At 62.8% G+C, this 11,829-nt stretch carries 11 protein-coding genes; 8 read left to right on the forward strand and 3 right to left on the reverse strand.

Features of this window, described 5'->3' with window-relative positions; all coding sequences use genetic code 11:
* Positions 1-79 precede the first annotated feature (79 nt).
* On the forward strand, positions 80-796 hold the full coding sequence (locus tag LB524_RS19715; RefSeq protein WP_224529491.1) for a response regulator: 717 nt from the start codon (positions 80-82) through the stop codon (positions 794-796).
* A complete protein-coding gene (locus LB524_RS19720) occupies positions 793-2,202 on the forward strand; it encodes an ATP-binding protein (RefSeq protein ID WP_224529493.1) in 1,410 nt (469 codons plus the stop codon). The genes LB524_RS19715 and LB524_RS19720 overlap by 4 nt, the downstream gene beginning before the upstream one ends.
* A 112-nt stretch (positions 2,203-2,314) precedes the next feature.
* Here the strand turns inward: LB524_RS19720 and choV are convergent, their stop codons facing one another.
* From choV to LB524_RS19735, 3 genes are all read right to left on the reverse strand, one after another.
* On the reverse strand, positions 2,315-3,496 hold the full coding sequence (choV, locus tag LB524_RS19725; protein WP_015316047.1) for a choline ABC transporter ATP-binding protein: 1,182 nt from the start codon (positions 3,494-3,496) through the stop codon (positions 2,315-2,317).
* Positions 3,493-4,347, reverse strand: a complete 855-nt coding sequence (gene choW / locus LB524_RS19730) for a choline ABC transporter permease subunit (RefSeq protein WP_140665124.1) — start codon at positions 4,345-4,347, stop codon at positions 3,493-3,495. Before choW ends, choV begins: the two co-directional genes overlap by 4 nt.
* Before the next feature lie 135 nt (positions 4,348-4,482).
* Positions 4,483-5,418, reverse strand: coding sequence for a choline ABC transporter substrate-binding protein (locus LB524_RS19735; RefSeq protein WP_224529497.1), 936 nt, complete (start codon positions 5,416-5,418; stop codon positions 4,483-4,485).
* A 262-nt stretch (positions 5,419-5,680) separates the two neighbouring features.
* Between LB524_RS19735 and LB524_RS19740 the strand changes: the two genes are divergently transcribed.
* The 6 genes from LB524_RS19740 (at position 5,681) to LB524_RS19765 (ending at position 11,817) form a co-directional block, all read left to right on the forward strand.
* Positions 5,681-6,292: a thymidine kinase gene (locus LB524_RS19740; protein ID WP_140617670.1), complete on the forward strand. Its 612-nt coding sequence runs from the start codon at positions 5,681-5,683 to the stop codon at positions 6,290-6,292.
* A 130-nt stretch (positions 6,293-6,422) separates the two neighbouring features.
* Positions 6,423-6,812: a c-type cytochrome gene (locus LB524_RS19745; RefSeq protein ID WP_224529500.1), complete on the forward strand. Its 390-nt coding sequence runs from the start codon at positions 6,423-6,425 to the stop codon at positions 6,810-6,812.
* A 318-nt stretch (positions 6,813-7,130) separates the two neighbouring features.
* Entirely contained in the window at positions 7,131-8,219 is a 1,089-nt protein-coding gene (locus LB524_RS19750) for a hypothetical protein (RefSeq protein ID WP_023781403.1), read from the forward strand.
* A 40-nt stretch (positions 8,220-8,259) separates the two neighbouring features.
* Positions 8,260-9,405 (forward strand): hypothetical protein, encoded by a 1,146-nt coding sequence (locus LB524_RS19755; protein ID WP_140721661.1) that lies wholly within the window; start codon positions 8,260-8,262, stop codon positions 9,403-9,405.
* 24 nt (positions 9,406-9,429) lie between these two features.
* Entirely contained in the window at positions 9,430-11,340 is a 1,911-nt protein-coding gene (locus LB524_RS19760) for an AAA family ATPase (RefSeq protein WP_224529503.1), read from the forward strand.
* Between the two features lie 69 nt (positions 11,341-11,409).
* On the forward strand, positions 11,410-11,817 hold the full coding sequence (locus LB524_RS19765; protein ID WP_015316039.1) for an endonuclease domain-containing protein: 408 nt from the start codon (positions 11,410-11,412) through the stop codon (positions 11,815-11,817).
* Positions 11,818-11,829 lie beyond the last annotated feature (12 nt).

Raw genomic sequence — 11,829 nt, forward strand, 5'->3', positions numbered from 1 at the left:
TGGCCAACATACGGCCCGAATTCTATCGTGTGGCTCACGAGCCAAAAATGGCGTGGCTGGCAAACCAGACAGGGCAGCTGTGAAATCCGAGACACACATACTGATCGTCGACGACGACAAGGGCATTCGCGACCTGCTTCAGGAGTTCTTCCAGAAGCGGGGTCTGCACACCTCGGTTGCCGCCGACGGCACCGAGATGGAAACCATCCTGCGCCGCACCCAGGTGGATCTGATCGTGCTTGACGTGATGCTGCCCGGCAGGAGCGGGCTGGAACTGTGCCGCGACATCCGCGCCCAGTATACGACGCCGATCATCATGCTGACCGCCGTCACCGAGACGACCGACCGCGTCGTCGGGCTCGAGATGGGCGCCGACGACTATGTGCCCAAACCCTTCGACCCGCGCGAATTGCTGGCCCGCATCCGCGCCGTGCTGCGGCGCAATGGCGCCGCCGAGCCCAAGCGCACCACCACCAAGCAGATTTACCACTTCGCCGGCTGGACGATGGACTGCTCGCGGCGGCGGCTGACCGCGCCCGACGATGTCAGGGTCGAACTGACCATGGCTGAGTTCAACCTGCTGCAGACCTTCGTCAAGAGCGCCCAGCGCGTGCTGACCCGCGACCAGCTCATCGAACTGTCCGGCGGCGACAGCGACTATTCCTTCGACCGCAGCATCGATATCCTGGTCTCCAGGCTGCGGCGCAAGATGGAAGATGATCCCAAGACGCCCAAACTGATCCTCACCGTGCGCAGCGGCGGCTACCAGTTCCTGCCCGAGACGACATCCGAATGAGACGTTTCCTGCCGCAGACCTTGCCTGTCTGGGTGCTGCTGATCGTCATTGCCGGCCTGCTGATCAGTCAGGTCGCGACGCTTTATATCGTATCGCGCGACCGCGCCGCCGCCAACGACGTGGTCGACCTCTACCGCCTCAACGACCGCGCCTTCTCGCTCGTGCAGCTGATGCACGACGCCACGCCGGAGGAGCGCAAGGCGACGGCGACCGGGCTGTTCAACTCCACCTACGCGCTCACCGTCTCGGACACGCCCGCCGTCACCTCCTCGATCGCCGGCGACGACGAACTGGCCGAACTGGAAGACATTCTCGTCGGCCGATTGTCCAAGTTCGGTATCACCGACGCGCGCGTGCGGCGCGATCCGGCGACGCGCGAAGCCGACGATGCCGGCGGCGCGGCACCGGGACCCGAGATCGGCCAGGTGGAGCGGGATCTTCTGGTGCTGGCCGCCGATTTCGCCCAGAGCGACAAGCTGACGGCTTCGCTGCGCTTCGCCGACGGCCAATGGCTGAATTTCACCGAACCGATCACGCCCGTCGGCCCGATCCTGAGCGTCGATAGCCTGCCGCTCTATTCGCTGATCGCGGGGCTGGTGGTGATCATGTCGATCTGGTCGCTGCGCCGGCTGACCGCGCCCTACCGGATGATGGAAACCGCCGTAAACCGGATCGGCAACGACCTCAAGAGCCCGCCGATCGCCGAGAGCGGCAGCCGCGAGGTACGCGCCGCCGCCAAGGCGATCAACGCCATGCAGGCGAGGCTGCGCGAATATGTCGAGGATCGTGAGCACCTGGCGGCGGCCCTCGCGCACGACCTGCGCACGCCGATGACCAGGATGCGCCTGCGCCTGGAGCTGTTGCGCAGATCACCGGCGCGCCAGGCGCTCGCCCACGATCTCGCCGACATCGAAAGCATCGCGAGTTCCGTGATAGACTTCGCCAAATTCGAGGTCACGGAAGAGAAGGCCGAACGGATCGATTTCTGGTCGCTCGTCGAATCGGTCGCCGACAGCTACGAGACGGTTTCCTTCGACAATGACGACGTCCGCCCGCGCGGCCTGATCTGCATGGCGCGGCCGGTGGCCCTCAAGCGTTGCGTCACCAATCTGGTGCAGAACGCCGTCGCCTACGGCAAGCAGGCGCATCTCAGCCTCAGCCGCTTGGACGGCACGATCACGCTGGCCATCCGTGACGAGGGACCGGGCATTCCCCAGGCACAGATCGACGCCGTCTTCGGCTCCTTCGTGCGTCTCGAACAATCCCGCAATCGCCAGACCGGCGGTCTCGGGCTTGGGCTGACCATTGCCCGCAACATCGCGCGCGCGGCGGGCGGCGAAGTGCGCCTGTCCAACCATCCAGACGGCGGCCTGCTGACCGAGTTGCGCCTGCCGATGGCGGCTTAGGACATAGCCGCCTTAAGCGCGTCGCGTCGAAGCGGATCAGGCGACGCGCTTTAGCCTTCGTTTTTGTGCATGTCGTCTTCCCAAAACCGAGGTCACTTTTGGGCGACATGCATCAGCGCCGCAGCACCGCGCTCAGCACGTCGCGGATGCCGATCGCGCCGACGAAGCGCGACTGGTCGTCGAACAGCGCCACGGGTGCGGTCTGCGACCGGTGCATGGCCAGCATCACGGTCTTCAGCGAGGTGCCGGGATTGGCCCAGAACACTTGCGCCAACTCCTCCGGCTGGCCCTCGACATCGGCGCAGGACACCCATACGGCCGGCTTGCCGTCGCGCTCGGCCGCCGCCACCAGCCCGTGTTCGTCGATCTTGAAGCGCGTCGTCTTGCGCCGGTCGAGCCACACCCAGCCGTCCTTGCCCTGTTCGAGATCGCGGCGGTCGCGCATCACGTTCCAGGCGGTCAGCACCGAGAGCGGGTTCACATTGGCGATGAAGTCGCGGACATAATCGTTGGCGGGGCGCAGCACGATGTCTTCCGGCGCGCCGGTCTGGACGATACGGCCGCCCTCCATGATAGTGATGTGGCTGCCGATCTTCAGCGCCTCCTCGAGATCGTGGCTGACGAAGATGATGGTCTTCTTCAATTCCGCCTGCAACTGCAGAAGTTCGTCCTGCAGCTTGGTGCGGATCAGCGGGTCGAGGGCCGAGAACGGCTCGTCCATCAACAGGATAGGCGCCTCGGTGGCGAAGGCACGCGCCAGGCCGACGCGCTGCTGCATGCCGCCCGACAGCTCATGGGCGTATTTGTTCGACCATTGGTCGAGATTGACCAGCTTGAGCTGGCGATGCACCCGCTCCTTGCGCTCGGCATCCGGCACGCCGGCGAGTTCGAGGCCGAGACCGACATTCTCCTCCACCGTGCGCCATGGCAGCAGGCCGAACTGCTGGAACACCATTGCCACCTGCTTCTGGCGCAGCCGCCGCAGGGTCGGCTCGTCGCAGGTGACGACATCGACCGTGCGGTCACCGTCCTTCACCAGCACTTGGCCGCGCGACACCACGTTCAGCCGGTTGACCGCGCGAAGCAGCGTCGACTTGCCCGAACCGGACAGGCCCATCAGCACCGAGATTTCGCCTTCATGCACGGTCAGGCTGGCGCCGGCGCAGCCGAGCACATTGCCGGTCTTCTCGAGGATTTCGGCCCGGGTGGCGCCCTTGTCGATCATCGCCAGCGAGCCGGCCTGGTCGGCGCCGAAGACGATATCGACATTCCTGAAATCGACGGCGACGGTCATTTCTTGCCTCCAACGCCAATGCGGGTCATCCGGTCGAGCACGATGGCGAGCACGACGATGGCGAGACCGGCCTCAAGGCCCAGATCGATGCGGCGCGAACCGAGCGCCCGGTTGATTTCCGTGCCGAGCCCGCCGGCGCCGATCAGGGCCGCGAACACCACCATCGACAGCGACAGCATGATCGACTGCGTCAGACCGGCCATGATGGTCGGCAGCGCCGAGGGCAGCTCGACCTTCCACAACAGCTGGCTCTTGGTGGCGCCAAAGGCCTCGCCGGCCTCGATGATCGACTTCGGTACCGAGACGACGCCGAGATGGGTGAGCCGGACCGCGGTCGGGATGACGAAGATGATGGTGACGATCAGGCCGGGCGCATTGCCAAGACCGAACAGCGTCAGCACCGGGATCAGGTAGACGAAGGTCGGCAGCGTCTGCATCAGGTCGAGCACCGGCAGCATGATGCGATAGACCTTCGGCTTGTGCGCGGCCCAGATGCCGAGCGGCACGCCGATCGCCATCGCCGCCGCCGCCGCCGCGACAACCAGCACCAGCGTCTGCACCGTCTGTTTCCAAAGGTTCTGGTTGATGATGAAGATCAGCCCGATGAAAACGCCGATGGCGAGCGGCCGCGAACGCTGCAGCAGCCAGGCGATGACGGCAATCACCAAAGCGAGCAGCACCGGCGGCACCATCAGCAGGATGTTGACCAGCCCGTCGAGCAGAAAATTGAGGCCATTCGAGAACGCCCTGAAGACGGTGTCGAAATTGTCGGTAAGGAAACCGAAGAACGCCTTTCCCCAGGCGCCGATCGGGATCTTGTGATCGACCATGAACTTGGAAATCGGATCCATCTCACCCCTCGTTTGCCAGAGCTCTGCCTTCGGCCCCGTACTGTCGCGACGTCATCTTGTCACAGGATACGAAAAAGGGCAGCCTTTTCCACAAAGACTGCCCTCTGTTTCGGTCACGCCGAAATCAAAGTCGGCTCAGCTTCCGAGCGCGGTCTTGACCGCCGCCGCAGCGTCGCCGCCGTCGAAGGTGGTCACGCCGGCGATCCACGGCTTGACCGCATCCGGGTTTTTCTTCAACCAGTCGGTTGCCACCTTGTTGGCATCGCTGCCCTTCAGGATGGCGTCCATCATCTGGCCTTCCATATCCAGATTGAACTTCAGGTTGGCGATGAACTTGCCGACATTCGGGCACTCGGTCATGTAGCCCTTGCGCACATTGGTCGAGACGGTGGCCGCGCCGAAACCGCTGTCGCCCATGCCGTCGAGATAGGTGATCTTCATGGCGCCCATCACCGGATGCGGCGTCCAGCCGAGGAAGGCGATCCACTCATTGCTCTTCATCGACTGCTCGGCTTGCGTCAGCATGCCGGCCTCCGAGGATTCGACCAGTTCGAACCCGTCGAGATTGTCCTTCGGGTTCTTGATCATGTCGAGGATGATGCGATTGCCGTCATTGCCGGCCTCGATGCCGTAGATCTTGCCGTTGAACTTGTCCTTGAACTTGCCGAGGTCGGTCAGCGACTTGACGCCGGCATCCGCGACATAGGTCGGCACGACGATGCCGTAACCGGCGCCGACCAGGTTCTGGCTGACGGTCTCGACCGAACCGTCGGCCGTATAATCCTTGATGTCATTGGTCATCGACGGCATCCAGTTGCCGAGGAAGACGTCGAGGTCCTTGTTCTTCAGCGACGCATAGGTCACCGGAACCGAGAGCTGGATCACCTGCGGCTCGTAGCCGAGCGCGGTGAGCAGCACCGAGGCCAGCCCGGTGGTGGCCTGGATGTCGGTCCAGCCGACATCGGAGAGGCGAACCGCCTTGCAGCTTGCCGGATCGCCGGCGAAGGCGGCGCTCGTGGACAGGAAAGCCGCCAGGCCCAGGCCGGCGACGAAGGAATTCATGCGCGACATCTGTATTCTCCCATTTCGATTCTTTGGCGAAGCGAAGTTACGGTTTTTGTGCCCGCCTTGTTTCGTCAGCCAAACACCATTCTGGAGTGGTTTCAAGCGCTAAGACAATCACGATCAACGGCGCTGGCTGGCCCATCAGCGACACAGCTGACGCTTTCCGCGCCGAGCCCAAGCGCAATCTGCCTCGGCAATGGCGGCTTTTTCAGGGGAATGCGGCGCCTGCCCCTCCCCGAGGCCTGGCAAGTCGGCTTAAAAGAGCGGCATGGCCAAGCTTTACTTCCACTACGCGACGATGAATGCCGGCAAGACGACCATGCTGTTGCAGGCGTCGTACAATTACCGCGAGCGCGGCATGACGACGATGCTGTTCGTCGCCGGCCACTACCGCAAGGGTGACACCGGCCTGATCTCGTCGCGCATCGGGCTGGAAACGGAAGCCGAGATGTTCCGCGACGGCGACGACCTGTTCGCCCGCGTCGCCGAGCATCACCAGCACACGGCGGTGCATTGCATCTTTGTCGACGAGGCGCAGTTCCTGGAGGAGGAGCAGGTCTGGCAGCTTGCCCGCATCGCCGACCGGCTCAACATCCCGGTCATGTGCTATGGCCTGCGCACCGATTTCCAGGGAAAGCTGTTTCCCGGCTCGCGCGCGCTGCTGGCGATCGCCGACGATCTGCGCGAAGTGCGCACCATCTGCCGCTGCGGCCGCAAGGCGACGATGGTCGTGCGCCTCGGTCCCGACGGCAAGGTGGCCAGGCAGGGCGAACAGGTGGCGATCGGCAAGGACGTCTATGTCTCGCTCTGCCGCCGGCATTGGGAAGAGGAAATGGGCCGCGCGGCACCGGACGACTTCATCGGCTTCATCAGCCGCTGAATGGGGCTCGCTGGGGCGTCGGCGTGGGTAGCTGGCTGCCACCTCTTGTCGGCCGCGCCGTTCTATGGTGCCTTTGTCAAGGTCAGCGCCCTATTTTCCCACCCTCAGCCAGAGCCTCCCGGGGTCAGCCATGCTTCGAGCCGTCTTGTCCGCCAGCCTTCTTTTGCTTGCCACCTCCGTTACCGCCCGGGCCGGGGGCGATCCTGTGCTGGGCAAACATGTTTTCAACCGATGCATGGCCTGCCATGAGGCGGCGTCCGACCGCGACAAGGTCGGCCCGCATCTGATGGGCGTCGTCGGCCGCAAGGCGGGAACCGCCGAAAGCTTCCTCGACCGTTATTCGGACGCCATGAAGAGCGCGGGTGCTGCCGGCCTCCTCTGGGACGAGGCAAATCTTGCCGAATACCTCAGATCGCCCAAGCTGAAGGTGCCCGGCAACAGGATGGCCTTTGGCGGCCTCAGCAATGACGACGACATCGCCAACGTCGTCGCCTATCTGAAGGCCGACCCCAAACCCTGAGCAGACGCCGTTCGTCGTCGGATGGGCCGACTTGTGCCGCCGGTGGGGCTGCAAATGGCCAGTTGTTGTCGAGTTTAGGAGCCATTCGCTTCCGCGTGGATTGATTGCTTTGCCGGCATGAAAGTTCAAAATCAGCTGAACAAGGCTTGGCCTGCCAGTTGATCACGCCATGACCACGGCTCCATTGCCTTTCAAGGGTTCGGCCGGATATTTGTTTTCGCGCCACCCACTGTCTTCACGTCTTTCAATCCCCTGATACCCCACATATATTCGCCGCTGTTCGCAACCAGCGAGCGGAAGCCGAAGCGGGAGGCCCCTATGGCGACATTGCAGAATTTCGATGCCGAAATTGCCAAGACCAAGCAGGTCGTCCAGGACATGCGCACCAAGATCGAGCAATCCGGCACCGTGCTCGACACGCTCGCAACCGCCGACAAGAAGATCGGCGACGCCAATTTCGACATCGAGAACGCCCGCATCGAGGATGTACTGAAGCAGCAGAAGGTGATGGAAGGCAACATCGCCGACCTGATCATCGGGCTGGAGGACGCCACCAATGTCTTCGGCGCCGAGTTCGAGAGCATGAAGAACTATACCGGCTGGGAAAACTTCGTCGGCGTTTTTTCGGCACAGCGCAAGCAGCGCATGCGCACCGATCGCGTCCGCAACATGTCGCTCGCCGGCAACCTGCAGGAGCTGCTGGCCAAGTCCGATACCATCGTCGGCATATTGAAGGCGCAGAAAGAAATTCTCGACCAGCGCTACAAGACCTCCGAGGCCAGCCTGTCGCAGGTGATCGAGCGCCGCAAGACCACCATGACCAACCTCGAAACCGTGCAGAAGCGCATCGAGGAGCTCAATCCGATGCTGCTCGACATCGAAAACAGGATCGCCGCCTCGACCAGCCAGAAAGACCGCACGCAGCTCGAGGGCGAGCGTTCCAAGCTTGCCACCGAATACAATGAAAAGCAGGCGAAGGAGCAGGAGCTGCTGGCCGAAAGCCAGACGCTGGAGCGCTATACCTCGATGTTCCAGACCTTCGTCGATTCGCTCAACAACCAGATCGCCGCGCAGTCGACGCTGATCAACAAGCTGACCATCGATACCGAACAGCGCATCGTGCTCTACAAGGCGCTTGAGGACTCGCTGAAGACCGCCGCCCAGCAGGACGTCGCCCACAAGATCAACACGCTGGGCAGCCAGGTCGACAACACGGCCGAGGAAACCATGGCCGGCATCGGCGCCGCCTCGCAGAAGCACATCGGCGATCTCCTGGAGATGCACGAGAAGAACATGGTCGCCAGCGCCGACATCCAGCGCCGCAAGAAGCTGGCCGACGATGCCTTTGCCCGCCGCTTCGACGAGGTGCTGAAGAAGCACAATTCGGCCAACTACGTGCAGTCATAATTGCCGCGCACACCGGTGCGACAATCCCAGGACTGACAGCATGACCCCCGAAAACGACGCCGCGGCGCGGTATTTCTCGGCAATCACGGCCGCGCTCAGCGGCCTTGAAGTGTTCATGCGCGACGACCGCTCGCCGCTTTACCGACACGGCATCGTCGCCAAGATCGTTGCCGAGTACATCGCTCGGCTCGACAAGTCCTTTTCCTGCTGGCGCAACCGGCTGGGCTTCATGGACACGTTCCGCATTTCGCGCGCCGAGAGCGGCTACCCGGTGTTCCAGAACCTGCTTGAACTGGAAAACGACCGCCTGCAGGCCGACGCGCGGCTCGCCAACATCCCCCAGGCCGGCGAGCTGCGCGAGGAGATGGCCGACTTCATCCTGCGCCACAAGGAGTTTCCCGAGGCGCTGCAGAAATCGATGGCCGAGCGGCTCTATCTCGAAGACGTCAAGAGCGAGCAGACCTTCGGTCCGTTCACGCTGGCGCAGACGGCCAAGGTGTCGGTCAATCCGAAGACGGCGCGGCCTTATTACCTCGTCCACTGGGCAAGCTTCGACGGCAGCGCCAACCTGCCTCTGGTCTATATGGTGACGGTGGAGGATTCCTCGGAAAGCATGGTCCGCCAGCTTGTCGACCGGAGCGGCAAGCTCAACGACAAGGTCGACATTCCGCTGCCCGTCGACGGCCTGCTCAACCCCGAGCTTGCCCACCGCTTCGACGATTTCACCGAGAAGAATTCGGCCTATACGCTGTCGCCGGCGACCATCGCGGTCAATCTCGACAAGGATTTCGAGCCATTGCACCCCAAACAGCTGAGGCGGGTGGTGCTTGGCCCCTTCTACTCGGCAGGCATCACCGACAACAACTCGACGGTGACGGAAGTGCTGGCCAAGGTGCGCAAGCCCGAAAATGCCTGGCTTTTGACCTGGACCATCCAGGAAGTCTATTCCAAGGGCGAGAAGCCCGGCCGCAAGGGCCTGTTCTCCAGCGAGAAGACGACGCAGGAATTCTTCATCAACACCGACGACCTGGAAGCCGCCCGCCAGGGCGTGTCGAGCTACGAAAACCACGCGCTGATCCCGCACGAAGCCTACCAGGCGCTTTACGCGGCCGGCGAAGCACAGAAGATCTTTGGCGGCTACAAGGTTCACATCCTGTCGAATGGGCAGGTCATCTCAGACGTCTGACCGTCACACCGCGGAGCACCCTTCATGGACACCGGCCTGACCACCATCCCGGAAGCGGCTATCGAAAAACACCGGGCCACCGCGCAGAGCTTCATCACCCGCATCGTCGTGCTGGAGGATCCATCGCGCGAATCCGGTACGGCATTGGCCGGCACCAACCGCCGCTTCGTCTCCACCGTCTCGGTCGGTCAGGTGCGCCGCACCCGCGAGGTCGAGCTGTCGAAGACGGTCGGCGCCGTTCATCCCGACGACCAGTTGCTGACCATCCCGCAGCACACGCTGCTCTTTCGCGCCCGCCGCGGCACGGCGATCGCGCTGGCGGTATCGGACGTCTTCGCCGAAGGCTCCGATCTCGAAAGCCTGCAGGCCAGGAACACCCGCGCGCCGCTCGAAGGCGACGAGGCGTCCACCTTCAAGAAACTGCTGTCGGCTTCGGCCTATATTTCGGCCTTCAGCCTCGCCTCGTATCTGTTCCAGCTCATCGACGGCGACGGCGAGGCGCCGAACGATATCCCCGAGCCGGACTTCCTGTTCGACACGCCCCAGGATGCCGTGAAATCGATCCTGGCCGGCCTCGACAAGGCGATAGCGGGCTCGACGGACGACGGCGACCTGACGACCAGGGCGCGCGCCTTCGCCCGCGTCGCCATCGACGGGCTTGTGGCGCGCAAAAGCCGCTTCGACGGCATCGGCCCGTTCGAGAACGCCCATATCCGCATCGACGCCGACGACTTCACCCTCGACGGCTTCGACGTGGCGCCGGGCAAGCGCTCCAAGCCGCTGGTGATGACCTTCAAGAAACCGGAAGAGGTCGTCGGCAACCACATCGCCAAATACCAGTCCGTCAAGCTCGCCAAGATGCTGATGGCCTATGATTTCGAGCGTGAACTGAACCCGTTCGTCGAGCTCGGCGGCTTCCTGTTCACCTTCATCGGCGACGGCGCGCCCGGCACCGGCAAGACGACGCTGATCCAGATGATCGCCGGCCTTGTCAACGGCTATTGCCAGGTCGCCGGCTATCCCTTTGCCTATGAAAATTTCGGCGTCGACCAGATTTCGTCCTACCAAGGCAAGTCTGGCCAGAACTGCCGCCAGTTCATCAACAATGTGTTGAACCCGCGCGTCATCGGCTTCGGCACCATCGACGACATCGACCAGGTGGCCGCCCGCCGTTCCGACGACCGCGCATCGGCCGGCCAGCAGGAGATCACCGGCGTGCTGATGGACGCCTTCGCCGGTGCTGCCACCGTGGTGCGTGGCAATTGCTCGTTCGGCATGTTTTCCAACTATCCCGAAAATGTCGACGATGCGCTGCGCCAGCGCGCCGGCGCCCGCTGGCTGGTCGACGGGCCGCAGACCCGAGACGACTATATCGACATTTTCGTGCTGCTCGCCGGCAAGAACCACGAAATCCCCCTGGGCAAGCACGAACTCTACGCCGCGCAGGAGATCCAGCGCGCCGTGACCGAAGCCTATGAAGAGCATGAAAAGCCGCGGGAGGACGGACTGGTGCGGGTCTACGAGCGCTACATGAAGGAAAATGGCGCGCCCAGGACCATGGCCGACATCGGCACCTACCTGCACCTGATCAAGGACGCCGAGCCGCGCTTCACCGGCCGCGCCATCAAGAACGTCACCGACGCCATCAAGATGCGTGCCATGGACATCGAGCTTCCCGACGACTGGTTCGAAAAGCCGGAAGCCTTCATGCACAAGAGCTACGACGACAAGAAAGCGATGATCGAGGAATTGCGCGGGCCGTTCTCGCTTGCCATGGTCATGCAGGAGATCAACCGCTACGCCGATTCCGAGTTCCGCTATTCCGACAAGTCCGACGATGCCGCGGTGGAGAAGCTGCTGCGCGACGCAAGGCTGCGCGAACGCGCGGCGCGTGAGATGGAGGAGATGAAGAAGAAGGGTCTGTGGAATGCGTGAGGCGAGCTCTTCTTCCTTCTCCCCGTTCACGGGGAGAAGGTGCCCGAAGGGCGGATGAGGGGCAGCGCCATGCGTGGTGGAAACGAGCCCAAGGTGGCAAGAGCCCGCGAGCTTCGGAAAATCGAGAATGATGCCGAGGAAAAGCTCTGGCATGAACTGCGTGGGCGACGATTGAATGGCCACAAATTCATTCGCCAACTGCCCATCGGGCCCTATTTCGCCGACTTTGCCTGTCGTGAGGCTAATCTGGTCGTGGAGGTCGATGGCAGCCAGCATGCAGGTGGATCCCGGGATCGCTACAGGGACGAAACGATGAACGCTAATGGTTGGTCGGTATTGAGGATTTGGCACGCTGATGTTTTGAGCGGCCGAAAGAGCGTATTGGAGACCATCGTTGCGGCCGTGGATGGTCGGCTGAACAAGAAGATGATTGGCATCGACGCGAAGTTTCTGCCTTCAATCTTGGAGACGAGATGATGAGCGTTTGCG

This window comes from Mesorhizobium sp. ESP6-5, from assembly GCF_020164695.1.
In the GTDB taxonomy this organism is placed as follows: domain Bacteria; phylum Pseudomonadota; class Alphaproteobacteria; order Rhizobiales; family Rhizobiaceae; genus Mesorhizobium; species Mesorhizobium australicum.

Bases quoted from the DNA above. Each gene is read 5' to 3' on its own strand.
- LB524_RS19720 (WP_224529493.1), top strand. From the start codon at position 793: ATGAGACGTTTCCTGCCGCAGACCTTGCCTGTCTGGGTGCTGCTGATC.
- choV (WP_015316047.1), bottom strand. From the start codon at position 3,496: ATGACCGTCGCCGTCGATTTCAGGAATGTCGATATCGTCTTCGGCGCC.
- choW (WP_140665124.1), bottom strand. From the start codon at position 4,347: ATGGATCCGATTTCCAAGTTCATGGTCGATCACAAGATCCCGATCGGC.
- LB524_RS19735 (WP_224529497.1), bottom strand. From the start codon at position 5,418: ATGTCGCGCATGAATTCCTTCGTCGCCGGCCTGGGCCTGGCGGCTTTC.
- LB524_RS19740 (WP_140617670.1), top strand. From the start codon at position 5,681: ATGGCCAAGCTTTACTTCCACTACGCGACGATGAATGCCGGCAAGACG.
- LB524_RS19745 (WP_224529500.1), top strand. From the start codon at position 6,423: ATGCTTCGAGCCGTCTTGTCCGCCAGCCTTCTTTTGCTTGCCACCTCC.
- LB524_RS19750 (WP_023781403.1), top strand. From the start codon at position 7,131: ATGGCGACATTGCAGAATTTCGATGCCGAAATTGCCAAGACCAAGCAG.
- LB524_RS19755 (WP_140721661.1), top strand. From the start codon at position 8,260: ATGACCCCCGAAAACGACGCCGCGGCGCGGTATTTCTCGGCAATCACG.
- LB524_RS19760 (WP_224529503.1), top strand. From the start codon at position 9,430: ATGGACACCGGCCTGACCACCATCCCGGAAGCGGCTATCGAAAAACAC.
- LB524_RS19765 (WP_015316039.1), top strand. From the start codon at position 11,410: ATGCGTGGTGGAAACGAGCCCAAGGTGGCAAGAGCCCGCGAGCTTCGG.